Origin of the sequence: Altererythrobacter sp. Root672, from assembly GCF_001427865.1 — a bacterium.
Classification (GTDB): domain Bacteria; phylum Pseudomonadota; class Alphaproteobacteria; order Sphingomonadales; family Sphingomonadaceae; genus Croceibacterium_A.
In genome coordinates this window covers 407,143-431,252 of sequence record NZ_LMHH01000001.1, presented here as the reverse complement: position 1 = coordinate 431,252, position 24,110 = coordinate 407,143, and the positions used below count along the sequence as shown (strand labels likewise).

Below are 24,110 nucleotides of genomic sequence, written 5' to 3'. Positions count from 1 at the left end.
TCCTGTATTTTGATAGTTTCAAGCACAGGTTCTGAGGTAATTTCGGCAACCAAGGCTCACAAGACGGCACCAAGTGGTGCCTTAGGGACCTGAAAGTGACGAAGGCCGATCTGCAAAACGTTCGCTGGAACGTCTATCAAGCGACTTGCCCGACAAGGCAGGTGCTCAACTGCATCTCCGACAAATGGGCGGTACTGATCGTGGGGTGCCTGCTCGAACGGGGCCGCCGGTCCGGCGAACTGCGGCGCGATATCGAGGGCATCTCGCAGAAGATGTTGACGCAAACCCTGCGCGCCCTCGAACGCGACGGCCTGGTTCATCGGGAGGTGTTTCCGAGCGTGCCGCCACGGGTCGATTATTCCCTGACCCCGCTCGGCCAATCGCTGGGCCAGATTGTCGATCAACTGCGCCAGTGGTCCGAACAGCATGTCGAGCAAGTCTTGCTCTGCCAGGAACAGTTCGATGCCGAAGACCGAACGCTTGGTGGGCCTGCGGTGCTGTCGGGCTAAAGTCCTCCCCGGCCCGGGGAGGGGGACCAACCGAAGGTTGGTGGAGGGGCACCCTCGGGTTGCTCTGAGCTTTCGAGGGAGCGTTGAGCCGAACCTGCCCCTCCACCATGCTGCGCATGGTCCCCCTCCCCATGCTGGGGAGGATCTTGAACTCCAGACATGCAAAAACACCCGCTGGCGAATGCGGGCCTAACGCCAGAAGGAAATGTCGCGGACGGGCAAAGGCCGGCGCGTCCTGGGCGTCACAGGATTGCCTTGCGCGAGCATGGAATGCGAACGGCGGCGAGGGCTGCGACCAAAACTCGCAGGTCCCGCCAGTGGTTGTCATCCTCGTATCCTACGGACACCCTCTGACGATGTCGAAGGGCGCCGGCCTTAGCTGCGGGAGTGAAAGCGAAGCGCTACCGCCCCCGCACCCGTCGCTTGTCAGGTGTCAACTGACGGCGGAGCATATAACCGATCTGGTTATTTAAGTCAAGCGCTAAGCAGCCTGCACCAACCCCGCCACCTGCCGCAGCATCTTGGAAAAGTCCGCCTGCTCGCGCGCGCCGAGGATCAGGTACTTGCCGTTGACGACAAAGCTCGGAACCGAGTTGATCCCCGCCTGCCGCCCACGCTCTTCTTCGTAGCGCGTGGCAATGCCGAGCGCCTCATCATCCAGCGCGGCAGCAGCTTTGGCCCGATCGAAGCCCTCAGCCGCGGCGATGTCGAGCAGGACCTCCCGGTCACTCACGTTGCGGCGCTGCTGAAAATGCGCCTTGAATAGGGCCACCTCAAGCCGGGTCTGCGCCTCAGTTCCCTGGTCCGCCAGCGCCCAGCGCAGCAGCTTGTGCGCCTCGAAGGTGTTCCAGATCATCTGCGGCGGCGCGTCACCCTCGCCGGTGTAGGCCATGGGGAAACCCGCACGCTCAGCGGTCTCCTGCATCTGGCTGCGCATGGCGGCAATCTCTTCCGGCGTGCGGCTGTAGACTTCCGCCAAGTGCCGGGCCTGGTCCTTCCCTTCCACGGGCGCATCAGGATTGAGTTCGAACGGCATCCAGCGAATGGCGACGTCGATCTCTCCAGCCACTTCACTAACCGATTTGGCGAATTGCGTGTAGCCGATCGCGCACCAGGGACACATGACATCGGACCAGATGTCGACGGCGATCTTGGGTTTGTCGGTCATGCGGTTTGCTCCAGCCACCATTGCAGCATGTGATGGGCGATTGCCTGGCGTGGCGGTGGAATGAAGCCCTGGCTCTCCGGCCCCTTGGCAATCGCTTCGGCCACGTCAGATCTCGTGAACCAGTTTGCATCCTCGATCTCGGTCTTGTCGATCGCGAGTTCAAGGCTGTCTGCCTCACCAATGCAACCGATCATCAGCTGCGAAGGGAACGGCCACGGCTGGCTGGCGATGTAGCGCACGTCACGCACCCGCACCCCGGCCTCTTCGAATACTTCACGCGCCACGGCTTCTTCGATGGTCTCGCCCGGCTCGACGAACCCGGCGAGCGCCGAATAGCTGCGCGGCGGAAAGCGCGATTGGCGGCCGAGCAGGAGCTTGCCCTCGCACTCGACCAGCATGATCGCCACCGGATCGACACGCGGAAAATGCTGCGCGGAGCAGGAGCCGCAGTCGCGCTGCCAGCCGCCCTTAGCGAGGTGCGTCGGTTGCCCGCAGCGGGCGCAGAAGCGGTGCCGTGCGTGCCAGTCGAGCACGCTGCGAGCCGTGCCGAAGATCGCCAGGTCGTCCGCGCTCAACTGCGCAATCGCACCCCGGGTCTTGCGGTGCGCATAGGCCGGATCGGGATCACCCTCGGTTGGAACAGCGGCGAACAGCGCCTGCCCCTCGCGCAGACCAAGGAACACGAGTTCGGCGTCTTCCGGCGCTTCGGCTACCGGCACCCACGCCAAGCCGCCGTCTTCGGCCAGTTCGGGCAGGAGGCCTTCGAGCTTGAGCAGCAGAGCATCGCCCTTCAGCAGCGCCGCGAGCTTCTCCGGATCTGTTCGCAGATGGTCAGCCCGGTCGAGCGGCTGGCCGGCAAACGCAATGGGGTTCATGCCCTGCCCATCGCCGCTAGATCGGCGCGGATGGCGGCGGGGAATTCTTCGAGCAAGGGATACTCCATCTGCGGCATGTATTGGGTGAACAGCCCGGCGCGCAGGCCGAGCGGCAAGTGGACGAAGCCGATCGTCCCCGCGGCTCCGGCCCAGCCGTAGACGCCAGCCTCGTCGCCCCGCCCCACACGAGCCCCGGCACCGAAGTCCCAGGTCTTGGTGAAGGTGTCCTCCGGCGAAATCGTATTGGGCAGGATGTTCGAGGTGCCGAGGCGCACTGCCTGCTCGCTCATTACGCGCCGTCCGCCGGTCTCGCCGAAACCGACCAACATCTTGAGGAACTTGTCGTAATCGAGCGGCGTGCTCGCCAGCCCCGCTCCGCCAAAGGGGAACGGCGGCTTGTCGAAGTAGATCGAGTTGTTCCCTAGATCGATCGGCAGCAGGGTACCGTTGAGCAGGAAGTAGCTCGTCGTCATCCGGTCCGCGTTCTCGCGCGGCACCTGGAAGCCGGTGTCACCCATCGCCAGCGGATCGAAGAACCTCTCCTGCAGGAAGCGGTCGAACGGCTGGCCCGACACGACCTCGATCACCCGGCCCATCAGGTCGAGCCCCATCGAATAGCTCCACCGCGTGCCGGGCTGATAGACCAGCGGCATTTCCGCCAGCCGGTCGGCAAAGACGTCGAGCCCCTGCACCGGCGTGCCGCGAAAGATCGGCAGCGCTTGGAGCCGGGTGACCATGCCGGGCACGATCCCGTTCTCCCGGAAGGCCGCCGCGATCGGGCCTTGCTGGACGATGCCATAGCCGATGCCAGCCGTGTGGGTCAGCATCTGGCGGATCGTGATCGGTCGGACCGCCGGTTCGAGATTGTCCGGCGTGATCGGCCCATCGTAGACCTTCTGCACCTGCATGTTTCGGTACTTGGGCAGGATTTCGTACAGCGGCTGGTCGAGGCCGAGCTTGCCCTCGTCGATCAGCGAAATAGCCGCCATGCCGGTGACCGGCTTGGTCATCGAATAGATGCGGTAAATGCTGCGCCCGTCCGACTGGCGCGGAGCGGTGAAGCTGTCGACCCCAGCCGCAATCACCATCGGATCGTCCTGCCCGAAGCCGAGCGTCACCACCATGTTGGCGACCTTGCGGCTATCGACGTAGCTGGAGATCAGGCGGGTTACATTGGGCCAGGCGGCCGGGCTCTGCGCGAAGGCCGGGAGTGCTGGCAGCAAGGCCCCCGCCCCCAGCATTGCCGCGCCGCCGAGGCATTGCCGGCGAGTGAGTTCGATGTCCCTTAGAAGCTCCTGCATCGCTCAGTTTCCTCCCCAGAGGGTGACGGAGTGGCGCCGTTCGGAAGGCGTCACCTTGGCCGTTTTCGCCCCGTTTTCCGCAACCTGCCGCCGATCGATTGGACCGGAGATGAATGGAAGATTCGACCATCACCCCGACCCTGCGCCGAAATGGGGTGAGGAGGAAAGTTCTATTCCTCACGAGCCTCTTGAATAGCCCCAGTGTATTAGCGATATAACGCACATGCTCAACGTGCTCTCGATCCTCACCGGTATTGTCGCGCTGGTCCTGGCAATCCCTTCGGCCATCCCGTTCCTCGGTTGGGGCAACTGGATCGTGCTGCCCATTGCCGTGGTCGGCATCGGACTAGGCGCGCTGTCGCGTTCGAACGGCGGGCGGAACTTCTGCCTGATCGTATTTGCGATCGCGGTGGTGCGGCTGATGCTGGGCGGCGGGATTATTTAGGCGAAGGCGCGAAGCTGTTGGAATGTCCGCTAGGGGTGGAAAGCGGACGTGGGCAGTCAGATTGAATTTTCCCAACCGGAGCCTTCCCCGCAGAAAGTCCTCTCTTTGTGTGTTGGCCCACGACTGTCGAACTCGATGACGAATGTCAGTCCACCCTCGTAAACCGTCAGCCTGTCTTTGCCGATCACTAGCCTGCCACCGCCTTCGCCAAGCAGGCATTGATAGGCACCGGCAAAATGATTGCCATTTCTGATGATGGCGATGCGCTGCTGTCCGTGGCGCGAAGATGGGTTCACGAAGGTCAGATAGTAGATCGAGTAGGTGACCCCCTGGACGTGCACGTCTCCCAATTCTCGAATGTGGGTATTTGGCAGGCGGCCTTCGGGATCGTGCGCAGAGAACACGGTTCTTGGACTTGTCGCACCGGCCGCCGTCGTCAGCGCCATCGCACACAGGGCAATACCGGAAGAGACAATCGAGCGAGCCACTTCTGTCGAATAGCTGCAATCTTCGAATGACCGCAATGCGTCGTTTCCGGCCCATCCATCACTGGTAGTGGATGGAAAGTAGCGGAGACTGGTTAAGACCGGTGGAGGCAATTTCGATTTCGTTAGCGACTGCGCTGTAAGGGTGGGTCACCAGGGAGAATATCCCGGGCGGCGCTGCGCAGGCGTGTGCTCACGGTGCCGCCTGTCCGAGTTACAAAAAGGTTCGAGTTTGGATTTGCAGATGTCTGAGCGTCCCCATGAGATAGCGGAAGAGACGGTTGCGTTTCTCCGGCACCATCGTCTCGATCCGACACCGCAGAACTACACCCTCTGTTACGCGGCCCATTCGGGTGCGCACCCGGCGCTGCACAAGGCCCTGACCGAAATCAGCGACGATGGCATCCGCGTCACGCAAAAGGACGCGGACGAGCTTTTCGCGCAGTTCCTTACCGCTCTTCCTGCAGGCCTGACCAACGAAGAGCCCGACATTGCCAGGGCCCTTCGCCACCAGACTCTCAAGATCACTGACGCCGTGAATGACGCTGCCGTTGTCGCTGGCGCCTTCAATAACGAGCTCAGCAGCGACTATGATCGGCTGAAGGCCGACCCCGCAAACGTCGCCACCATCGTGGCCACCATGCTCGACAGGTCCCGCAAGGCAGAAAACGACCTCGCTGCAGCCATGGCCGAACTTCAGACCTTGAGAACCGAGCTGGAAGCGGCCCGGGAGGATTCCAACCGCGACGCGGTGACAAACCTGCGCAATCGACGCGCTCTTCTTTCGCATCTCGCAGAACTTGCAGAAGCCAAGCGAGCCCATGTTCTGGCCATTTGCGACGTCGACAAATTCAAGTCGGTCAACGACACATACGGTCACGTGGTCGGCGACCGGGTCCTGAAATCGATCGGAAGCGCACTCTCCCACGCCTGCGCTCCCCACCCGGTCGGACGCTGGGGGGGCGAGGAATTCCTGGTCATCATCTCGGACACCGAACTCGGCGAGGCAAAACGCATCATCGAGGAAGCCCGCGAACACGTTGCCAGTACACGGTACAAGCTCCGCGAGACCGATGAGCCGATTGGTTCGATTACCTTCTCGGCCGGTCTCACGAGCGTGAACAAGTCCGACAAGAGCGCCCAGGACGCGCTCATTCGGGCCGACAAGCTGCTCTACCTCGCCAAATCCGAAGGTAGAAACCGTTCCATCGCCGCCTAGCGCTGCGCCAGGTTCACGCGTCGACTTGATACGCTGAGTGACGGTTATTGCGGCAGCGCGCCATCGACAGCCACGCGCGTCTGGCAGAAACCTACGGCCTCCGATTTCCACTTGTTCGCGCGGGTCGCAGACCAGGCGTCCGTAGACTCGATGACAATAGAACCGGTCTCGTTGAGAGCGATGTTTGACAGCGCGAATTTGAAATTCGCCTGTGGGGTCGCGACCTCGAACCAAAACGAGCCGGATATCGCGTCGGCCTGAAACCATCCCGTGCGACCGCTGCCCGCTATGGGAAGCACTTCAGATGCTTTCAGAGTAACGGACCTTTGACCTGCATCGTCGGGCCTGCCGAACCGGCCGGCAAACTTGAACGTCTTGCCGGCGGCCGATTTCACCTCGCACGTCCAATCGAGCGGCTCGACACGGCGTAGCTCGAAGAGCGTCTTCGCAGGAAAAGTGAATTGGGATTCCAATCTTGGTTCGATCTTCACCTCTCCGTCCTGAAGCGTGGAGGTGGCTTGACCAGCGCCTGGTTCTTGAGCGCTCACCGGTGCTCCGGACATGAGCAACAAGCATATGAGAATGGTTCGGTTCACGTTTCATACCCCCGCCAGCATCAGTCACCCCATGGTAGCCGTGTGGGGTCCTGGAGATCGTCCATCGGACGAGCTTTGCTGCGGTCCATCTCCGCGTCAATGACCACAATGGGTGGAAAGCAGACACTGCGCCAAAGGTGCCTGGACCAAAAATCGCGCACCAACGACTGCATCTGACCCAGGGGGATTTGTTGCAAATGAGCCTCGCCACGGCATCGTCTGCTCGGGGGTGGTGCTACGAGCCTGGTGGCGTCGATCCGAAGGCCCCCGGGGGTACAATAATGACAACTTGCGGCACGTCGGGCACGGGGACCTGCCGCGGCTCCGGCATATACCAGCCCTGTCGCACCAACATCGCGCGGGGCTGGGGGCCGAGGACCACCGGCGAACCGATCCACACACTGGCCATCGGCTGACCGGCAACGTCCCTGGCCGGCTGGAACGAGGCCCGTTCCTTTGCCAGGTTGCAGATCCGGTGATTGAGCGACTCCGCCAGCGACGGCGAAATGATCGCGCACTCGGTCACGTTGCCGTCGGTGCCTATTAGCAATCGCACCTGGTTGGCGCCGCTGTCTAACGGCAGCCGCGTCTGTAGTCCGCCGCTGCGGAGCCTGTAGAACTCGTTGAACGGTACCGCGTCGTGCGGCAGCACGCCCTTGCGATTGGGGATCAAGATCGGCATCGCGGACATCGTCTTGTGCTTCTCGGCGTCGAGCCCCCACACCGTGAGCAAGTCGTCGGCGCAGGCCTGCAACGCCTCGATCGGTGCGCCGAGCGAACCGGTCTCGACGCGCACCGGCGAGACCAGGCCTTCGGTCAGCATGAATCCGGTAATCGCGCGCGCGGTCGCTTGCTCGTCGGCACGATTGTACATCGGCGGCGGCGAGGATGCTGCGCCGAGCGCCGCGTGGGTGAACGTCGGCGGCGGCGCCAGCGTGATCGGGTCGAAGCTGACGTACAAGCTGCCGTCGGCGGTCTCCGAGCGGGCGAAGCGCGCCTTGCCCGAGGCGCCTCCCGGCTGGAACTGGTAGCCGATCTGGTCGGCACCCTGGAACGGCCGCAAGGCTTCGCCGACCATGATCAGCCGCACTTGCGCTTCCGGCTGAAGCCGTTCGAGCGCGAGGGTGAACTCACGCTGGCCGTCGGTGAACGTGCGGATCAGCCGGCAATAGTCGTTACCGTAATCGGCGGTCCAGTTGCCCGATGGCCGGAACACATTGGTCTCGTCCCGCGCCTGCGCGGTGAGCGGCGTTAGCAGCGCTGCCGCTGCAAACCAGGAAAGCATGCTCTTCATGCAGTCCTCCAATTCCGGGATGGATATTATTACAGCCCAATTCGCAGGGCAAGGCCGGTCGGAATGACCGCCATGGGTGGAACGCGGCCATTCGACTGCTGGCCGCAATAGGTTGTTACCGCCTGGAAGCGCGCGCTTCGCCAACGACTTGAGCGACGGCATCGATCACGGCCTGCGGCTGCGTTCGTTGGATGTAGTGATTAGCGTCCGGCACGCGCGTGTTCACGCCGCGGGTCGAAAGCGCTGCCAATTCCACGTGGCCCCGGTCCGCCACATCGCCGACCGCGAGGAGCCAGGCCTTCGTCTCTTCGGGCGGGGGCGGAACCCCCAGCAGCCTGTCGCCCGCCGTCAGCACGATCAGTGGCATGTCGCGGTAATTACGCGAAGTATTGACCACCTGACCCGAGCTCACGCCCGAATTAGCGGAACCCACAATCGAGGCCATCGTCTCGTACTGCACCGGATTGGCGACTTTCGCAGACAGCGCCTGGCGCAACGCGAGGGGCCAGACCGGTGGGTAGTCGAAGCAATGATCCGGGTCCGGCCCGCCCGCTTTCGCGGTGCCCGCGCGGATGCCGGCGGCGCACTTGCGGAACAGTTGCACCACGGGATTTTGCTCGGGGGCGACGGCCGGTTGGATGTGCTGCATCAGGGCCGCCTGGTCGGGAATGGACGGGTCGACCAGCACCATCCCCACAACCTGGTCCGGATGCCGGTCAGTAAACAGGAGGCTCTCGTTTGCGCCGAAAGAATGGCCGACCATTACATAGGGACTTGGCATCTTGCCGGAGGCCAGGGCCGCCTCCAGGTCGGCCGCAAGGGATCGCGCGTCCACCGGCGAGACTGTCCCATCACTGAGACCAAAGCCCGGTCGATCCCAAGAGCACACGCGAGTGATCTTCGCCATTTCGGGTTGGACGGTGCTCCAGGCGACTCCCGCGAAATCGCCCAGTCCGGCAGAGAGGATTACCGTCGGCGAGCCTTCGCCCATGCACACGAAGTGCAGCATCCGACCGTCGGGCAGTTCGACCGAGTCCGCAGTGCTGACGTACGGCGTCAGTGTCTCGTCCACCGGCGGCCCGTTAACCGCCTGCGGCTGGGCGCTCGCAATTGGCCCAATGACCAGCAGGGTCCCCAAACATAGCGCGAGCTTTAATGAGCGAGAGACTGTTTCCCGAACTGCGCGCATGCCCGATCCTCCCACATCACTGCTGCGGAGGAGCCGCCGTCTCCCCTGAGGCAGAGACTGCAACAAGATCGCAACCGTTGGAAGCCCGAGGTCTACTTTGGGTCGCTAGCGGTCCGTCTGCTTCCCACCCCTAACCTGCCACCGTGAGCAAGGCCGCCTTGGCAAACAACGTCGGCAATCCCGCTTCCTCGATACGGGCAATTGGCCACCATTCGCCGTCCACCAATTCCTTGAACTTGTCCCCGGCATAGATCGCCAGGCCAAGCTCCAGATCAAAGTGCGTGAACCCATGGCGCACCACGCCGCCGGCCTTCCACGCCCCGGGGATGGGCGCCTCTTCCGAGCCGTCCTTGCGAGCGCTCCAGCCATCGTCAGGTAGCGCCCGCATGCCGCCGAGCAGGCCCTTCGAGGGTCGCCGTACCAGCCAGACCTGACCGCTGCGCTCGATCCAGAACGCCGTGCCGGTCCGCCCAGGCCTCTCCTTCTTGGGCGCCTTCACCGGCAGGTCCCCCTGCCTTCCCTGCGCACGGGCAAGGCATGGCGCTGACAGCGGGCAAAGCAGGCACTTGGGTGCCCGCGTCGTGCAGATCGTGGCCCCGAGGTCCATCATCGCCTGCGCGAAATCGCCCGGACGTTCGCGCGGAGTGATCTCTTCGGCGGCGGCGCGGATCGCCTTGCGGGCACCGGGCAGCGGCTCGTCGATCAGGAACAGCCGGGCGACCACCCGCTCGACATTCGCATCCACCACCGTCGCCGGCTCGCCGAACGCGATCGCGGCCACCGCGGCGGCGGTATAGGCGCCCAGTCCCGGAAGCTGGCGCAGCCCTGCTTCAGTCTCGGGAAACCCACCTCTTTCCGCCACCGCTTTGGCGCAGGCGACGAGATTGCGGGCGCGCGAGTAATACCCCAGCCCCGCCCACTCGGCCATGATGTCTTCCTCGAGCGCCCCGGCCAGCGCTTCAACAGTCGGCCAGCGCGCTGCGAATTTCTCGAAGTAGGGCGCGGCATGAGCCGTCGTGGTCTGCTGCAGCATCACTTCCGACAGCCACACCCGATAGGGGTCGGGCCGCTCCGCCGAACCGGGTGAAATTCTCCACGGAAATGCGCGCGCATGGCCGTCGTACCACTCGAGCAATGCGGCTGGGACCCTATCCTCCATCGCGCCGCTATGGCATGGGCTTCGCGTCCATGGAACGCGATGGCGAAAAGAAGAAGGGGGTTAAGCCCAAGGCTTACGAACGCCCTAGAGGAGGCCCTGCCCGGCCGGTGGCGGAGCTTGTCCCGCAGATCGGGCGCGCCGCCTTCCGCCGCTTCGGTTTCGTGCAGTCGAGCGTGGTCACGCGCTGGCCGGAGATCGTCGGACCGCACCATGCGCAAGTCTGCAGCCCAGAGGCGATCCGCTTCCCGCCGGGCGAGAAGAACGAGGGCATCCTCCAGCTTGTCGTCCTGCCGGCCCACGCACCGCTGATCCAGCACCTGATCCCCGAGATCATGGAGCGAGTGAACCGCTTCTTCGGCTACAAGGCGGTGGCGCGGGTGAAATTACGGCAAGGCGCGGTTAAGCCGCCGCGTGCACAAGGCGCACGGACAGCGCCGCCGTCGCTCAAGCCAATCCCGATGGAATTGGGCGACAGCTTGCGCGATATTGGGGATCCGGAGTTGCGCGCGGTGCTCGAATCGCTCGCTCGCAGCCTCGGCGAGAGAGAGGGGTCCGAATGATCGGAAAGAGGATTGCCGCCGCCATTGCGCTTGGTGTCGCGGCGCTTGCTTCAGGCGGTGCCACCGCCAACTGGAACACCACGGTCAGCGCGACCGGCACCAGCCACGTGATCGGCAACCCGGCCGCCAAGGTCAGGCTCGTCGAATACATCAGCTATACCTGCCCGCATTGCGCGGCCTTCACCCGCGAGGGGGAAGAGCCGATCAAGCTGGCCTATATCGCTCCAGGCAAGATCAACCTCGAGGTCCGCCACTTGCTGCGCGATCCGATCGACCTGACGGTGGCGGTCCTGGCGCATTGCGGCCCGGTTTCGAAGTTCCCGCAGAACCATTCCGCCTTCATGATCGGCCAGGACAAGTGGATCGAACCGCTTACCAAGTCGACAGCGGCTCAGCAGGCACGTTGGCGTACGCCCGGCGCCGCCGGTCGGCGCGCCATCGCAAGCGACTTCAAGTTGTACGACATCATGGCCCGCCGCGGTTACTCGCGAGCGGAAGCCGACCGCTGCCTGGCCGATGAGGCTTTCGTGAAGTCCTTGGCCGAAACCTCAGCCAAGGACTGGGAAAAGCCCGGCATCGACAGCACGCCGACTTTCGCGGTCAACGGCGTTGTCCTGCCCGGAACCCACTCTTGGGACGCGCTGGCCAAACAGCTGGACGAATTCGTCCGCAACGCGTCCTGAGCCCACCCTTTCAGTCATAGACCCACGCAAGAGAGAATCCGCATGATCAGCATCCGCCAAGTGTCGTTTGCCATCCTCGCTGCCACGTCGGCGCTCGCGCTTGCCGCGTGTGGCGAGAAAACCGAGGAAGGCGCGCCGAAGGGCGAGCCGATCGCCGCCATCGCAGCGCCAGCCGGCACGACCTGGGCCGAAACCGCCGTGGAAACGCCCGAAGGCGGCTTCCGCATTGGCAATCCGGAAGCCCCGCTCAAGCTGGTCGAATACGCCAGCCACACCTGCTCGCACTGCGCCGAGTTCTCGCAGAAGGGTTCGGGCCCGCTCGACGAGTACGTGAACAAGGGCATTGTCAGCTATGAGGTCCGCAACCTGATCCGCGACGGGCTGGACCTGACGATCGCCATGCTGGTCCGCTGCGGCACGCCAGAGACGTTCCACCCGCTCGCCAATCAGGCCTGGGCCAACTTCACGCCGATCATGGATCACGTGCAGGCCAATGCCGCTGCGGTGCAGGCCGCGATGCAGTCACCGCCGGCCACCCGCTTCCAGGCCATTGCCGATTCTGCCGGCCTGTTCGACTTCTTCGCCGCGCGCGGGATCAGCCGCGACCAGGCGATGATGTGCCTCGCCGATACGGCCAAGGCCCAGAAGCTGGCTGAAGAGTCGCAGAAGCAGGCCGACGAGCTCAAGCTCACCGGCACGCCGACCTTCATCCTCAACGGCAAGGTCATCGAAGGCACCAGCTGGGAAGTGCTCGAACCCGCGCTGCAGGCCGCAGGAGCGCGCTGAGGTTAACCATGGCGCGGCGTATAGCTGTGGAAACAGCTGCGCCGCGCTTCTTCCGCCTGCCGGGTTGGTCTAGCCTCTCCCTCTTACGCAGGGGGTTTTTGCGACCGATGGACATTGGCGTCCAATGCTGATCCGCAAACTCAAGCTCGCAGGCTTCAAGAGCTTCGTCGAGCCGTCCGAGTTGCGCATCGAACCCGGCCTCACCGGCGTGGTCGGGCCCAATGGCTGCGGCAAGTCCAACCTGCTCGAAGCGATCCGCTGGGTCATGGGCGAAAACTCGCCCAAGTCGATGCGCTCTGGCGGGATGGATGACGTAATCTTCGCCGGCACCGCCCAGCGCCCGCCGCGCGATTTCGCGGAAGTCGTGCTCGACGCCGTGCGCGACGATGGCGAGGAACTGCAGGTCACCCGCCGGATCGAGCGCGGTGCGGGCAGCGCCTATCGGGTCAACGGGCGGGACGTGCGGGCCAAGGACGTGTCGCTGGTCTTCGCCGACGCCGCCACGGGCGCGCATAGCCCGGCGCTTGTCAGCCAGGGCAAGATCGCCGCCGTCATCGCCGCCAAGCCGGCCGAACGGCGCATGATGCTGGAGGAAGCCGCCGGCATCGCCGGCCTCCACGTCCGCCGGCGCGATGCCGAGAGCAAGCTCAAGCAGACCGAGGCCAACCTCGCTCGCCTGGAAGACCTGGCCGCTGGCCTCGACAGCCAGATGGCCACGCTGCGCCGGCAGGCCAAGCAGGCGGAGCGGTACAAGGCCCTCTCCGACAAGATCCAGCATGCAGAGGCGCGGCTGGTGTTCGCCCGCTGGCGCGACGCCGCTCAGGCCGCCGAAGCCGCGCGGGCCAGCGCACGCGGGGCCGAGCAGAAGGTCGAACTGGCCCAGAAGCTCACGCAAGAGGCACAGAAGCAGCAAGCCGCGGCTGCGCAGAAGCTCGCCGAAGTGCGTGAGGAGCTGGCCGACCGACGCGACGATGCCAGCGCCCACGGTCACCGCATGGCGGCGCTATCGAGCCAGCTCGAAGCGGCCGAACAGCGCCTGGCCGACCTCGACCGCCAGAAGCAGCGACTGGAGGAAGACCGCGGCGAGGCCGATCGGGTGACTCGCGACGCGGCCGAGGCGCTCAAGAAGCTGGCCGAGGATCTGGCCAAGGGTGAAGCTTCGCTCGCAACCGACGAGGCGCGACGGCCCGAGTTCACTCGCGCGGCCGAACAGGCCGAAGCGGCTTCTCGCGCCGCGGAGTTGGCCCTTGCTAAGGCCACTGCGGACCACGCGGGCGTCGAGGCCGAGTGGCGCATCGCTCTGGCCGAAGTCGGCCAAGTCGAGGCCCGGCTCGCGCGGTTGGAGAACGAGGTTCGGCGGCTTGAAGACCAGCGCGCCACCCTTTCCGCTCAAGGCGACCCTGACGAGGCCGTCGTATCCGCTCAGTCTGCTGTCGACGATGCCGCGCAGTCCCTCGCCCGCACCCGCGAGAAGCTCTCCGAGGAACAGGCACGCAAGGAAGACCTCGCCAAGGCCCGCGACGAAGCCGCCAGCACGCTCGCCACCGCTCGCGCCGAACTCGCCGGGATCGAACGCGAGTGGCAAGCGCTCCATCGCGACCGCGAGGCGCGGGCGAAGCAGGCGGCCGGCAAGCATGGTCTGCCCGTGGCGCTCGACAAGGTTGCCGCCGAACCCGGCTACGAACGCGCGCTCGCCGCCGTCCTTGGGCGTGACGCCAAGGCGCCACTCGGCGCGCCGTCGGGAGACGCGGAGGGCCGCTACTGGAGCGGGGCCGAGGCGCCCTCGCCCGTGGTCGGCAGCCTCGCCGCGCATGTTCGCGATTGCCCGCCACAGTTGGTCGCGCGGCTCGCGTTGGTCCATTTCGCCGAGACCGACGATGGCCGCACGCTCAAGCCAGGCGAATGGCTCGTCACCCGCGACGGTCGCCTGCGCCGGTGGGACGGCTTCTTGGCCCGCGGTGAAGGCGCGGCAGAGGCCGCCCGGCTTGAGGCCGAGAACCGCTTTGCCGATCTCGACGCCCAGCTCCCGGCCTTGCGCGAAGCCGCGACCGAGGCCGAGGCGAGCCAACGCATCGCGCAGGAACAGCTTGCCGAACTCCAGCGCACCCTCGTCGCCATCGAGCGCGAGGCCCAGCAGGCCGCAGAGGCCGAGCGCCAGGCGTTGCGCGCGCTCGACCAGGCCGAGGCGGCGCGTGAACGCCTTGCCGCTCGCCGCGAGGAACTGGCTGCGACCGAGGCGGGCCTCGCCGAACAACGCCAGCAGGCTCAAGCGGAACTGGCGAGTGCACAGGCCAAGAAGCTCACTCTGCCCGGCCCTGAGACCGGCCGCGCCGCCCTGGCCGCCGCGCAGGCGAAGAACGAAGCCTCGCGCGGAACGCTGCAGAGCACCGCCGCCGCCCTCGCCGCGCATGACCAGGCGTTAGCCGTCGCGCGCGAACGGGTTTCGACGCAGCGCGCCGACATCAAGGGCTGGGAAGCCCGCGCCGGCGACGCCGCCAAGCGCCTGTCCGACATGGGTCTGCGCTTCGACGAGATTGCCGAGGAACGCGCCATCGTCGCTGCCAAGCCTGCTTCGCTCATGCGCGAGATCGAGGGCGGTCAGGCCGTGCGCGACCGACTGGCCACCGAACTCGCCGCCGCTGAAACCGCAGTCGCGGCCGCCAGCGAGGCCGGTCGCACCGCCGACGCCGCGCTGACGATGGCCGCCGAGGCGCTGGCCACGGCCCGCGAAGAGCGCGCCGGCTCAGCCGCGCGGGCCGAGAACGAAGAGTCCCGCCGCGAGGAAATGGCGCGCATTTCCGGCGAGCGCTTCCAGTGCCCACCGCCAGTGCTCGCCACCCGCTTCGAATTCGACCCTGCCGACGTTGCCGGCGCTGGCGAGGAGTCCGCGGTAATGGACCGCCTGGTCGGCGAACGTGAGCGGATCGGCCCGGTCAACCTAGTTGCAGCCGACGAGTTGTCGCGGATCGAGCAGGAACACGGCGCGAGCGTTGCAGAGCAGGCTGAACTGGCCGAGGCGGTCAATCGCCTGCGCGGATCGATCGGCAACCTCAACCGCGAAGGCCGCGAGCGGCTGCGCGCCGCCTTCGAGGAGGTGGACACCCACTTCCGCCAGCTGTTCACGCGGTTGTTCGAGGGCGGGCAGGCGCACCTCGCACTGGTCGATTCCGACGATCCGCTCGAAGCGGGCCTGGAGATCTACGCCCAGCCCCCCGGCAAGCGGCTGCAGTCGCTGACGCTGCTATCGGGCGGCGAGCAGGCGCTTACGGCAGTGGCACTGATCTTTGCGTTGTTCCTGACCAACCCGGCGCCGATCTGCGTGCTCGACGAGGTCGACGCGCCGCTGGACGATGCCAATATCGATCGGTTCTGCGACCTGCTCGACGCGATGGTGCGCGAAACGAAGACCCGCTACCTCATCGTCACCCACAACGCGGTGACCATGAGCCGGATGCATCGCCTGTTCGGCGTAACGATGGTGGAGAAAGGCGTGAGCCGCCTCGTGAGCGTGGACCTCGGCGGAGCGGAGGAACTGCTGGCGGCTGAGTAGGTGGAGCTGCGGGCTATGCCAGCAGCGGAGGTGCTCAGATCGAGCCGTGTCCTCCGCCGCCTTCTAGGCATGTTCGTTTAATCATCCGCAGTACCCTTCTGGTTGATGGGTTGAGTTCTGATCTGCGGTGGCTGACCGGGCTTAAGCAAGAATACCCGCGACCGAATGAATGTCCGAAGCCTGGGTCGCCAGAGCATTGGCCCACAGGATCGTCGAGATAGCAACGGCGCCGATGGCGGCGAAAGCGTGCTGGGCGAACTTTGAAAAAACGGTCATTTCTAATCCCCTTCGTTTCACTTGGCGGGTCATTCCGCCGATGCAAAGTACATTGCATAGGCCGTGCCAAACTGTCGAAAGGGCGTATTTGCGCGGTTTATGGCGCTTAAGGCTGGATTACGAATGCTCGCAATCCCGCATGTTGGTGGAACTTCCTAACTTGAGGCGAAGTGGATTTCCCGACGGCACCCATACGTTTGATCGAGGTAGTAAGAAGAGTTGGCGTCACGCAAAGGCGCGAAGAGACTGCTCTCTACCGCCAAGATTCGTCATTCCCGCGAACGCGGGAACCCAGGACGGACCGGCGCAAAGAGCCGACTGGGGCCCCCGCGTTCGCGGGGATGACGAAGGGTCGTCGGGTGTGAGCGCGAGCGCGAGCAAAAGGCTGCGCCCCATCTTTGCGCCTTCGCGTGACACAATTTCTCTTCCGCACACCCATCAGTCAGTGAGGATTTCTCGCTCGAGAGCCTTAGTGTAATTTGCACCAATGACCGCTCACCCCCACACCCTGGTTGCGATCGTGCCCTGCAACGACATCGAAGCCAGCACCGCGTTCTACGCCCGCCTCGGCCTCGAAGTCCTCAGCGACTACAGCACCTATCGCATCCTAGGCGACGGCAAGGGTTGGCTGCTGCACCTGTCGTCGGAATCACCCAAGGGCTGGGTCGTCCCAGGCCGCAACCCCAATGGCCTCTACCTTTACCTCGAAGACGTCGATGGACTGGCCACGCGCATTGCCGATCTCCTTCCCGGAGGCGGGCCGTCCCACAAGCCTTGGGGCATGTACGAGGTATCGGTTTCGGACCCGGACGGGACGCTGGTGAGAATTGGCTGGCCTAGCGAACTGCTCGGCTGAATTGTGCCGGGGCGGCACAAGTCACCCACGATGCGCCTAACGCCAAATATCTGGCGCTTTCAGCATAGCATGGTCGCGGGCGTAACTATATCAGTATGACTACCGAGGCCAGCGAGCGCGGAGGTCACGGAACCGGAGATTCCCCTTCGGCATGCTAAGCTAACGGTTAGGTCCAACCTGAACCCCTGGGCCGACCCGTTTCCGCGCTCGCTTTCTCCCCTTATCCCAAAATCGCACGCGGCCCGGCGCCCATGGCTCCGAGGCGGTCGTCCTTGTTGTAGAGCTGGCATTTCTGCAGGCTCAGGCAACCACAGCCGATGCATTGATCGAGCTGGTTGCGGGTGCGCGTCAGCAAGTTGATCCGCTGGTCGATCTCGAACCGCATGCGGCGACTGATCTGCTGCCAGTCCGACAGCGTGGGCGCGCGGCCTTGCGGAAGCTGAGCCAGCTGCCCTTCGATCTCCGACAGCGCGAGCCCCAGTTTCTGAGCGATCAGAATGAAGCTCACCCGGCGAATGTCAGAGCGCAGGAAGCGACGCTGATTGCCCCCTGTGCGCAGCGCCTGGAGCAGCCCCTTGTCTTCGTAATAGCGGATCGCCGACACCGCGACGCCCGTGCGCGCGGCAAGCTGGCCAATCGTTATGAAGCGGTCTTCCACCATGGCGAACCCACCTGTTTTCGTTTGACCTCAAGTTAGCTTGAGGTTGCACAAGGAGCAAGCGGAATGATTCGCCAGCTCCCGCAAGTGAGCGTGAATTGCTCGCTAAAACAAGGGTTTATTGCCAAATATTGCCAGCAGGACGAGGCCGCCAATGAACGAACCGCTCAGAACGCCCGAACTAAAGTTCTATCGACCCGCCCAACTCGTAAAGCATGATGCGCCGGTCGAAGAACCCCAGAGCCGCCCGTTGCTCGCTCCACCGGCGCATGTGGTCGGTCTCGAAGTGGGCTGACAATGCCTCCCGGCTGTCCCAGATTTCGGTCACCCGGAACAGGCCCGCTTCGGCCACGTCCTCCGCATAGGAGTATGTCCGGCATCCGGTCTCGACGAGCGTCGCCTCGATCACCGCGCGCATCAGCGGTCGGGCTTCGGCAAGCGCCTCGGCGGGGAAGCGGAAGGTACCGAGGACTGCGATCAAGGCTCGTAATCCGGCAGGGGTTTCAGGATTCCAAAGGTCTCCTCGCTCGGCTTGCGGATGAGCGGAGGCAGCTCGACCGGGATGTCCTGGACCCTGGTATCAGGAACACGCTGGAGCAGGTCCTGGATAAGCGTCAGACGGCCAATCCGTTGGTTGTTGAAATCAACCAGGGTCCATGGCGCATGCTCGGTATGCGTGGCGCGCAGCATTGCTTCGCGAGCGCGGGTGTAGTCTTCGTATTGTTCGCGCGCGGTGATATCGATCGGCGAGAGCTTCCAGCCCTTCAGGGGATCCTCGGCCCGCTCGGCGAACCGTTCCTCCTGCTTGTCCTGGTCACAACACAGCCAATACTTGAGCAGCAATACGCCGTCATCGACGAGCAGCTTCTCGAACACTGGCGTCACCTTCAGGAACGCGTCGACCTGAGCGGGCGTCGCGAAGCCCATGACATGCTCAACCCCGGCGCGGTTGTACCAGCTGCGGTCGAACAGCACGATTTCCCCGGCCGCGGGCAGGTGCGTGACGTAGCGTTGGAAGTACCACTGGCCCGCCTCGCGCTCGGTCGGGGTTCCGAGGGCAACGATGTGGCATTGCCGAGGATTGAGGTGCCGGCTGATAGCATTGACTGCCCCGCCCTTCCCCGCGCTGTCCCGCCCTTCGAACAGCACCACGACGCGCGCGCCGGTATGCTTGACCCAGCGGGCAAGCTCGATCAGCTCGCGCTGCATCGGCTTGAGGGCTTCTTCGTAGTCCTTACGCTTGAGCTTGCTCATCGAATGACCTCCGGCAAGCTGCTGTATCGGCGCTAGAAGCTCTCTTCGTAAACCCGGGAAATGTCCTGACCCCACTCGCCGTGGAACTTGTCGAGCAGGCGCTGGGCCGGAACCTTGCCGCTTGCGACAATCTCCTGAAGCGGTTCGAGAAAACCGGCTTCGCTATCGCCGCCAGCGTTGAACCGCGCGCGAGCGTTGAGCCCGGCGCTGGCGATCTCGAGCGCAGGGCCCGCGAGGTCGCGCAAGATACCGCCGCCCGGTATCGGTGCGTCGAGCGCGAGCTTGGGCACCGCATTACGCAGCGCCTCGCGCTCGTCCATCGACCAGTTCTTGACCAGGTCCCACGCCGCATCGAGCGCGGCGCCATCGTAAAGCAGGCCGACCCACAGCGCTGGCAGCGCACAGATCCGGTTCCACGGGCCGCCATCGGCACCGCGCATCTCGAGGAAGCTCTTGAGCCGGACCTCGGGGAATGCGGTGGAAAGGTGATCGGTCCAGTCGCTAGCGGTCGGCAGTTCGCCCGGCAGCGCCGGCAGGCGGCCTTGCATGAAGTCGCGGAAGCTCTGTCCGGCGGCGTCGATGTACTTGCCGTCACGGAACACGAAATACATCGGCACGTCGAGCATGTAGTCGACATAGCGTTCGTATCCGAAACCGTCCTCGAACACGAACGGCAGCATGCCGGTGCGGTGCGGATCGGTGTCCGACCAGATGTGGCTGCGATAGCTGAGGAAGCCGTTGGGCTTGTCCTCGGTGAACGGCGAATTGGCGAACAACGCGGTGGCCAGCGGCTGCAGAGCCAGGCCGACGCGGAACTTCTTCACCATGTCGGCTTCGGAGGCGTAGTCCAGGTTCACCTGGATCGTGCAAGTCCGCAGCATCATGTCGAGCCCCATCGAGCCCACGCGCGGCATGTGCCGCAGCATGATCTCGTAGCGGCCCTTGGGCATTATCGGCAGCTCATCACGCCGCTTGTCGGGCCACATGCCGAGGCCGAGGTAACCCACGCCCAGCGCCTCGCCGACTTCCTTGACCTGCTCCAGATGGCGGCCGGTCTCGGCGCAAGTCTGGTGCAAGTTGTCGAGCGGGGCGCCGGAAAGTTCGAGCTGGCCTGCGGGTTCGAGGCTGACGTTGCCGTCAGGCCCTTCGAGCGCGATGACGTTCTCGCCCTCGTAGACCGGCTTCCAGCCGTAGCGCGTCAGAGCGAACAGCAGCGAGTGGATGCCGCCCGGTTCTTCATAGGAGGGGGCGTGATGATCAGTCAGCGAGAAGACCAGCTTTTCGTGCTCGGTGCCGATGCGCCAGTTGATGATGGGCTTTTCGCCCGCCTGCATGGGTTCGACGAGCTGCTCACGCCGCTCGATCCGCAGTTCCTCCCCTTCGGACGTCTTGCGCGTACTCATGGCCGGGCCGTTAGGCGAGCCTTGCGAACCGCGCCAGCGCAATTTGCATGGCTACGGGAATCTACCAATCACCGATGCTTCCCATCCACACGGCGGTGGCCGCAATCGCAGCCGTTTCGCCGCGCAGGATACGCGGGCCGAGCGTGATCGGGCGCGCTTGCGGAGCGGCTCGCACGGCCTCTCGTTCGGCGTCATCGAAGCCACCTTCGGGCCCGACGAGCAACGCCGCCGGTCCCAGATGCGCGGCAAAGGCCGCGGCGGCCGGGCCGCCGCCAAGTTCATCGGCGAAGAACAATGTCCGCTCCGCTGGCCAGTCGCGCAGCAGGGCGTCGAGCTTCACCGGCTCAGCGAGTTCAGGCAGCGCCGTCCGAGCACATTGTTCGGCCGCTTCGGTCACGACTGCACGCGCCCGTTCGAGGTTGAGCTTATCGGCCACGCACCGCCGCATCAGCACGGGCTGGATGCGCCGCACGCCAAGCTCGGTCGCCTTTTCGAGCACGAGATCGAACCGATCCTTCTTGAGCAGCGCGGCACAGAGCCACAAGTCCGGCACCTGTTCGCGCGGGCGCAAGCGCTCGACGAGATCGAGCGTGAGGTCGCGCTTGCCGGCCTGGGTCACCTTGCCCGCCCATTCGCCGGTCAGATCGTCACACAGGATCACTGCGTCGCCTTCTGCCACGCGCATCACCCGCAGCAGGTAATGGGCCTGCGGTCCGTCGAGCGTGACCACACCTCCCTCGGTCAAAGGTCCAGGTACGAACAGGCGCGGCGCGCTGCGCGGGGGCCAGGCGGGTGTGGCGGGCATTTGCACCTACTACCCGCGTCCTAGTTCACCGCAATATTCTTCAACGCCTCGCGCTGGCTCAGGCCGCTGAGACTGTCGGCCTTCTCGGCGACGTAGCGACGGACTTCCGCGGGATCGGTCCAGGCATATTGCCGCAGCGCCCAGCCGATCGCCTTGCGCAGGAAGAACGCCTTCGAATCCAGCGAGGGCTCGATGCAGGCATAGAGCAGGTCGAGATCGGTCTCCTGCTTGCCCTTGAGCTGGCAGAGGATCGCGCTGCGCCGCTTCCACATGTTGTCGTCAGTGCTCCAGGCGAGCATGGTTTGCTTCATCGGCTCGCCCTCGGTCTTGAGGATCGGCCAGAAGCGCTGGCCGACGATGGCATCGACGTAGTCCCACCAGGCGCCGCTCACGATCATTTCCTCGTACATTCCGAGGGCATCGAGCCGCTGGAAAGCGCGCGCACCGCGCACCCCGGTGAGTTCGATCGCGGCGTAGCGCTCCTCGCGAAATTCGGCGCCGCGCCAGATCGCCAGCACCTCAGCTTGCCAGGCGTCGCTGTCGGCCCAGGACAGTCCGGCGAAGAGGTTCCGGCACACCTTGCGCAAGGGCACCGCCGAAACGCCGAGGTAGGGCATGGCCGATTTCATGTAGGCCTGCATGCCGGGCGCACGCGAAGGATCAGCTGCTTCGACAAGCGCCGCACGCAAGGTAACGGCCATTTCGGACTTCGCGGGCGGCATGCCGCTCTCCTAGCCCTAACCTCGCGAATCTTATAGGGCGTCGCGCATGACCGAAGCCATCGTCCCCGACAGCGAACACAAGGGCCTAGTCGCCCGCCTGCCGCAACGGCTGCGCGACTTCGCGCTGCTGGCGAGGTTCGACCGGCCGATTGGTTGGTGGCTGCTGTTCTGGCCCTGTGCCTGGGGTGTGTGGCTGACGGGCAGCGGCCTGCAATGGCAGCTGATCCTATGGCTCCTGCTCGGCGCTATCGCCATGCGTGGGGCCGGGTGCGTTTATAACGACGTGGTCGACGCCGATCTCGACCGGCAGGTTGCGCGCACCGCCAGCCGCCCTGTCGCGAGCGGGCGAGTGAGTGCCAAGGCCGCATGGGTGTGGCTGTTCGTGCTGTGCGGCGTGGGACTGGTGGTGTTGTTCCAACTGCGGCTCGAAGCGCAGATCGTGGCGCTGGCGAGCCTTGGCCTCGTCGCTGCTTATCCCTTCATGAAACGGATCACCTGGTGGCCCCAGGCGTGGCTTGGTTTGGTGTTCACCTGGGGTGCGCCGGTAGGCTGGGTCGCCATGCGCTCCGACCGGCTGGACGTGCTCGCTGCGCTCTACGCCGGGAGCATCTTCTGGTGCATCGGCTACGACACGATCTACGCCCTGCAGGACCGAGAGGACGACGCGCTGGTCGGTATCCGCTCTAGCGCGCTGCGGCTGGGCGCCAACGTGCAGGCAGGCGTGATCGCGTTCTATGCCCTGGCGCTGAGCCTGTGGGGCCTCGCCTTCTGGCTGTTGCGGGAAGACTGGGTCGCCTTGGTCGCGTTGCTGCCCGTCGCGCTGCACCTGATGTGGCAGGCCTTCACGCTCGATCCGACCGACCCGGACAACCCGCTGGCGCGGTTCCGCTCCAACCGGTTCGCCGGACTGTTGGTCGCCGCCGCCTGCCTGGTGGTCGGCAACGCCTGAATTACTCCGCCGGCTGCACCTGCAAGCGGCGCGGACGCGCTCGTGATAGCAGGCGCGTCAGTGGCGCAGTGATGAGGCCGTGTTCGGCCATCCACGAATGGTACTCGCGGTACTTCGCGTCCTCGGACAGGAGATGCGCCTCCTCGGTCCGGGCGCGCCAGTAGTAGATCGCGCTGATGACGCCGAGGAACACCGTGTTGCGCACGGCCTCCAACAGCGACCCGCTAGTCACCAGGAAAGGCATGGCCGAAAGCCACCAGAACAGGTTCTTGGACACGTAAGCCGGATGCCGCGTGAAGCGGTACGGCCCGTCGGTCAGCACGCCGCGATAAGTGAGGTTGGAAAAGCGGATGCCGAACGCGAAAGTCGCCCAGGCATATATCGCGGTCAGGGTCAGCAGCATTGCCGCCCAGGCCCACAGCAGCACATCGTAGCCCGCCAGCCAATGCCCCCAACCAGCGGTCTGGTATTCGTATTGCAGGATGCCGCTGCCCCCCATCATCACGAGAACCACGGGCGGGTAACAGATCAGCGCAGCGACCCAACCGGCGAGGAACGGATTGCCGCTGCGGATATGCGCGTCGAGTGGGCGCAGTGTCAGCAGGTAACCGACGGTGCCGATCTGCACATCGATCACGAACAGCAACTCGAACAGCCGACCGCCAAGCTGTGCCGGGTCGTGAACCATGGCGCCGAAGTCGGCCTCCACTACGCCGGCAAAGCCCGGTGGCAGGATCGAGATCATGAACGCGCAGAAGAAGCCCTTGATGATCCATGCGCGCCAGTGGCGTTTGACCTCACCGGCGTCCCACGGCTCGCGGCTCATGAACATGGCGCCGAAGTGCCAGGCGTGGTCGCGCGGCTCCTTCAGGTAGCGATCGAGCCACAGCACGTAGGGGACGGACAGGGCAAACAGCGGGATCGCTGCCGAAAAGATCACGTCCATGGCGAACAGGTACTGCCCGCTCCAGTACCACCGCCCGAGGCAATAGAAGGCGCCGATGACGATCCAGGTCGCCCAGAGGCCTGCGATCTTGGTCAATGAGACCTCGATGACGGACGAGAGCGGGCGCGGGCGGCTCCAGTCGATGCCGGTCGAAGGGCGGCGATGCACCTTGTCGACGAACAATGACCACGCAGCCATGGCGAGGCCGGAAAGAATCATCGCCACGAGTGCGGAATGCGGCCCCGACAAGACCTCGCGCCTCACGGGAAGGTCGAACGCGGTGGAGATTTCCGGCCACAGCCGGGCAAACGCAATCCACCCGAGCAGCGTCATGACGCCGACCAGGCCGACCCACGGCGAAACGTCGCTCGCAGGGCGTTGTGCAGGCGTTGAGGAGGACGCGCTCATAGGCGCGCCCTAGC

At 64.8% G+C, this 24,110-nt stretch carries 25 protein-coding genes; 9 read left to right on the top strand and 16 right to left on the bottom strand.

Annotated features, from left to right (window positions below):
* The first annotated feature begins 95 nt into the window (after positions 1-95).
* Positions 96-509 carry a winged helix-turn-helix transcriptional regulator gene (locus ASD76_RS02095; RefSeq protein WP_235506466.1) on the top strand — a complete coding sequence of 138 codons (414 nt, stop codon included), beginning with the start codon at positions 96-98 and terminating at the stop codon, positions 507-509.
* Between the two features lie 481 nt (positions 510-990).
* Here ASD76_RS02095 and ASD76_RS02090 read toward each other — a convergent pair whose 3' ends face one another.
* From ASD76_RS02090 to ASD76_RS02080, 3 genes are read right to left on the bottom strand one after another with little or no spacing between them, the layout of a single operon-like run.
* The gene (locus ASD76_RS02090) at positions 991-1,677 is read right to left on the bottom strand and encodes a DsbA family oxidoreductase (RefSeq protein ID WP_055917798.1); all 687 of its coding nucleotides are present in this window, start codon (positions 1,675-1,677) and stop codon (positions 991-993) included.
* Positions 1,674-2,552: an NAD(+) diphosphatase gene (gene nudC / locus ASD76_RS02085; protein WP_055917796.1), complete on the bottom strand. Its 879-nt coding sequence runs from the start codon at positions 2,550-2,552 to the stop codon at positions 1,674-1,676. The genes ASD76_RS02090 and nudC overlap by 4 nt, the downstream gene beginning before the upstream one ends.
* Positions 2,549-3,853, bottom strand: a complete 1,305-nt coding sequence (locus tag ASD76_RS02080; RefSeq protein ID WP_055917793.1) for a serine hydrolase domain-containing protein — start codon at positions 3,851-3,853, stop codon at positions 2,549-2,551. Before ASD76_RS02080 ends, nudC begins: the two co-directional genes overlap by 4 nt.
* A gap of 223 nt (positions 3,854-4,076) precedes the next feature.
* Between ASD76_RS02080 and ASD76_RS02075 the strand changes: the two genes are divergently transcribed.
* Positions 4,077-4,298: a hypothetical protein gene (locus tag ASD76_RS02075; RefSeq protein WP_055917790.1), complete on the top strand. Its 222-nt coding sequence runs from the start codon at positions 4,077-4,079 to the stop codon at positions 4,296-4,298.
* Positions 4,299-4,354: 56 nt separating this feature from the next.
* Here ASD76_RS02075 and ASD76_RS02070 read toward each other — a convergent pair whose 3' ends face one another.
* The gene (locus ASD76_RS02070; protein WP_156457511.1) at positions 4,355-4,786 is read right to left on the bottom strand and encodes a hypothetical protein; all 432 of its coding nucleotides are present in this window, start codon (positions 4,784-4,786) and stop codon (positions 4,355-4,357) included.
* A 241-nt stretch (positions 4,787-5,027) separates the two neighbouring features.
* Between ASD76_RS02070 and ASD76_RS02065 the strand changes: the two genes are divergently transcribed.
* The gene (locus ASD76_RS02065) at positions 5,028-6,002 is read left to right on the top strand and encodes a GGDEF domain-containing protein (RefSeq protein WP_055917784.1); all 975 of its coding nucleotides are present in this window, start codon (positions 5,028-5,030) and stop codon (positions 6,000-6,002) included.
* Between the two features lie 44 nt (positions 6,003-6,046).
* Here ASD76_RS02065 and ASD76_RS02060 read toward each other — a convergent pair whose 3' ends face one another.
* The 4 genes from ASD76_RS02060 to ASD76_RS02045 all read right to left on the bottom strand — a co-directional run bounded on the left by ASD76_RS02060 (position 6,047) and on the right by ASD76_RS02045 (position 10,240).
* On the bottom strand, positions 6,047-6,493 hold the full coding sequence (locus ASD76_RS02060; protein ID WP_156457510.1) for a hypothetical protein: 447 nt from the start codon (positions 6,491-6,493) through the stop codon (positions 6,047-6,049).
* A gap of 340 nt (positions 6,494-6,833) precedes the next feature.
* A complete protein-coding gene (locus tag ASD76_RS02055; protein WP_055917778.1) occupies positions 6,834-7,892 on the bottom strand; it encodes a hypothetical protein in 1,059 nt (352 codons plus the stop codon).
* A 115-nt stretch (positions 7,893-8,007) separates the two neighbouring features.
* Positions 8,008-8,964 (bottom strand): alpha/beta fold hydrolase, encoded by a 957-nt coding sequence (locus ASD76_RS02050; RefSeq protein WP_055917776.1) that lies wholly within the window; start codon positions 8,962-8,964, stop codon positions 8,008-8,010.
* A 247-nt stretch (positions 8,965-9,211) separates the two neighbouring features.
* Positions 9,212-10,240, bottom strand: coding sequence for an A/G-specific adenine glycosylase (locus ASD76_RS02045; RefSeq protein ID WP_055917773.1), 1,029 nt, complete (start codon positions 10,238-10,240; stop codon positions 9,212-9,214).
* Between the two features lie 14 nt (positions 10,241-10,254).
* Between ASD76_RS02045 and ASD76_RS02040 the strand changes: the two genes are divergently transcribed.
* From ASD76_RS02040 to ASD76_RS02025, 4 genes are all read left to right on the top strand, one after another.
* The gene (locus ASD76_RS02040; protein ID WP_156457509.1) at positions 10,255-10,800 is read left to right on the top strand and encodes a DUF721 domain-containing protein; all 546 of its coding nucleotides are present in this window, start codon (positions 10,255-10,257) and stop codon (positions 10,798-10,800) included.
* Complete coding sequence (locus ASD76_RS02035; protein WP_055917770.1) at positions 10,797-11,483, top strand: thioredoxin domain-containing protein; 687 nt, start codon at positions 10,797-10,799, stop codon at positions 11,481-11,483. The genes ASD76_RS02040 and ASD76_RS02035 overlap by 4 nt, the downstream gene beginning before the upstream one ends.
* A 42-nt stretch (positions 11,484-11,525) precedes the next feature.
* Positions 11,526-12,269, top strand: a complete 744-nt coding sequence (locus ASD76_RS02030; RefSeq protein WP_055917768.1) for a thioredoxin domain-containing protein — start codon at positions 11,526-11,528, stop codon at positions 12,267-12,269.
* Positions 12,270-12,393: 124 nt separating this feature from the next.
* On the top strand, positions 12,394-15,819 hold the full coding sequence (locus ASD76_RS02025; protein ID WP_055917764.1) for a chromosome segregation SMC family protein: 3,426 nt from the start codon (positions 12,394-12,396) through the stop codon (positions 15,817-15,819).
* Positions 15,820-15,960: 141 nt separating this feature from the next.
* Here the strand turns inward: ASD76_RS02025 and ASD76_RS18720 are convergent, their stop codons facing one another.
* A complete protein-coding gene (locus ASD76_RS18720) occupies positions 15,961-16,095 on the bottom strand; it encodes a hypothetical protein (protein ID WP_268760297.1) in 135 nt (44 codons plus the stop codon).
* A gap of 487 nt (positions 16,096-16,582) precedes the next feature.
* On the opposite strand from ASD76_RS18720, the gene ASD76_RS02020 reads away from it, so the two are divergent.
* Positions 16,583-16,951, top strand: a complete 369-nt coding sequence (locus ASD76_RS02020) for a VOC family protein (protein ID WP_055917762.1) — start codon at positions 16,583-16,585, stop codon at positions 16,949-16,951.
* A 220-nt stretch (positions 16,952-17,171) separates the two neighbouring features.
* Here the strand turns inward: ASD76_RS02020 and soxR are convergent, their stop codons facing one another.
* From soxR to ASD76_RS01990, 6 genes are all read right to left on the bottom strand, one after another.
* Positions 17,172-17,612 (bottom strand): redox-sensitive transcriptional activator SoxR, encoded by a 441-nt coding sequence (gene soxR, locus ASD76_RS02015; protein ID WP_055917759.1) that lies wholly within the window; start codon positions 17,610-17,612, stop codon positions 17,172-17,174.
* Positions 17,613-17,790: 178 nt separating this feature from the next.
* Positions 17,791-18,090: a putative quinol monooxygenase gene (locus tag ASD76_RS02010; RefSeq protein WP_055917756.1), complete on the bottom strand. Its 300-nt coding sequence runs from the start codon at positions 18,088-18,090 to the stop codon at positions 17,791-17,793.
* Positions 18,087-18,863, bottom strand: a complete 777-nt coding sequence (gene ppk2, locus ASD76_RS02005) for a polyphosphate kinase 2 (RefSeq protein ID WP_055917752.1) — start codon at positions 18,861-18,863, stop codon at positions 18,087-18,089. The genes ASD76_RS02010 and ppk2 overlap by 4 nt, the downstream gene beginning before the upstream one ends.
* Positions 18,864-18,895: 32 nt before the next feature.
* The gene (locus ASD76_RS02000) at positions 18,896-20,266 is read right to left on the bottom strand and encodes a glutamate--cysteine ligase (protein ID WP_055917748.1); all 1,371 of its coding nucleotides are present in this window, start codon (positions 20,264-20,266) and stop codon (positions 18,896-18,898) included.
* Between the two features lie 61 nt (positions 20,267-20,327).
* Positions 20,328-21,071, bottom strand: a complete 744-nt coding sequence (locus tag ASD76_RS01995) for a 16S rRNA (uracil(1498)-N(3))-methyltransferase (protein ID WP_055917745.1) — start codon at positions 21,069-21,071, stop codon at positions 20,328-20,330.
* Between the two features lie 20 nt (positions 21,072-21,091).
* Positions 21,092-21,793, bottom strand: a complete 702-nt coding sequence (locus ASD76_RS01990; RefSeq protein ID WP_200943029.1) for a DNA alkylation repair protein — start codon at positions 21,791-21,793, stop codon at positions 21,092-21,094.
* Between the two features lie 46 nt (positions 21,794-21,839).
* On the opposite strand from ASD76_RS01990, the gene ubiA reads away from it, so the two are divergent.
* Positions 21,840-22,742, top strand: a complete 903-nt coding sequence (gene ubiA, locus ASD76_RS01985) for a 4-hydroxybenzoate octaprenyltransferase (protein ID WP_055917742.1) — start codon at positions 21,840-21,842, stop codon at positions 22,740-22,742.
* 1 nt (position 22,743) lies between these two features.
* On the opposite strand, the gene ASD76_RS01980 is transcribed toward ubiA, so the two are convergent.
* Positions 22,744-24,096, bottom strand: coding sequence for a methyltransferase family protein (locus tag ASD76_RS01980; protein WP_055917739.1), 1,353 nt, complete (start codon positions 24,094-24,096; stop codon positions 22,744-22,746).
* Between the last annotated feature and the right edge of the window lie 14 nt (positions 24,097-24,110).

Bases quoted from the DNA above. Each gene is read 5' to 3' on its own strand.
- ASD76_RS02090 (WP_055917798.1), bottom strand. From the start codon at position 1,677: ATGACCGACAAACCCAAGATCGCCGTCGACATCTGGTCCGATGTCATG.
- ASD76_RS02045 (WP_055917773.1), bottom strand. From the start codon at position 10,240: ATGGAGGATAGGGTCCCAGCCGCATTGCTCGAGTGGTACGACGGCCAT.
- ASD76_RS18720 (WP_268760297.1), bottom strand. From the start codon at position 16,095: ATGACCGTTTTTTCAAAGTTCGCCCAGCACGCTTTCGCCGCCATCGGC.
- ASD76_RS02000 (WP_055917748.1), bottom strand. From the start codon at position 20,266: ATGAGTACGCGCAAGACGTCCGAAGGGGAGGAACTGCGGATCGAGCGG.
- ASD76_RS02020 (WP_055917762.1), top strand. From the start codon at position 16,583: ATGACCGCTCACCCCCACACCCTGGTTGCGATCGTGCCCTGCAACGAC.
- ASD76_RS01990 (WP_200943029.1), bottom strand. From the start codon at position 21,793: ATGCCGCCCGCGAAGTCCGAAATGGCCGTTACCTTGCGTGCGGCGCTT.
- ASD76_RS02035 (WP_055917770.1), top strand. From the start codon at position 10,797: ATGATCGGAAAGAGGATTGCCGCCGCCATTGCGCTTGGTGTCGCGGCG.
- ASD76_RS02080 (WP_055917793.1), bottom strand. From the start codon at position 3,853: ATGCAGGAGCTTCTAAGGGACATCGAACTCACTCGCCGGCAATGCCTC.
- ASD76_RS02055 (WP_055917778.1), bottom strand. From the start codon at position 7,892: ATGAAGAGCATGCTTTCCTGGTTTGCAGCGGCAGCGCTGCTAACGCCG.
- ASD76_RS01995 (WP_055917745.1), bottom strand. From the start codon at position 21,071: ATGCCCGCCACACCCGCCTGGCCCCCGCGCAGCGCGCCGCGCCTGTTC.
- ASD76_RS02025 (WP_055917764.1), top strand. From the start codon at position 12,394: ATGCTGATCCGCAAACTCAAGCTCGCAGGCTTCAAGAGCTTCGTCGAG.
- ASD76_RS02040 (WP_156457509.1), top strand. From the start codon at position 10,255: ATGGGCTTCGCGTCCATGGAACGCGATGGCGAAAAGAAGAAGGGGGTT.
- ASD76_RS02065 (WP_055917784.1), top strand. From the start codon at position 5,028: ATGTCTGAGCGTCCCCATGAGATAGCGGAAGAGACGGTTGCGTTTCTC.
- ppk2 (WP_055917752.1), bottom strand. From the start codon at position 18,863: ATGAGCAAGCTCAAGCGTAAGGACTACGAAGAAGCCCTCAAGCCGATG.
- soxR (WP_055917759.1), bottom strand. From the start codon at position 17,612: ATGGTGGAAGACCGCTTCATAACGATTGGCCAGCTTGCCGCGCGCACG.
- ASD76_RS02030 (WP_055917768.1), top strand. From the start codon at position 11,526: ATGATCAGCATCCGCCAAGTGTCGTTTGCCATCCTCGCTGCCACGTCG.
- ubiA (WP_055917742.1), top strand. From the start codon at position 21,840: ATGACCGAAGCCATCGTCCCCGACAGCGAACACAAGGGCCTAGTCGCC.
- ASD76_RS01980 (WP_055917739.1), bottom strand. From the start codon at position 24,096: ATGAGCGCGTCCTCCTCAACGCCTGCACAACGCCCTGCGAGCGACGTT.
- nudC (WP_055917796.1), bottom strand. From the start codon at position 2,552: ATGAACCCCATTGCGTTTGCCGGCCAGCCGCTCGACCGGGCTGACCAT.
- ASD76_RS02075 (WP_055917790.1), top strand. From the start codon at position 4,077: ATGCTCAACGTGCTCTCGATCCTCACCGGTATTGTCGCGCTGGTCCTG.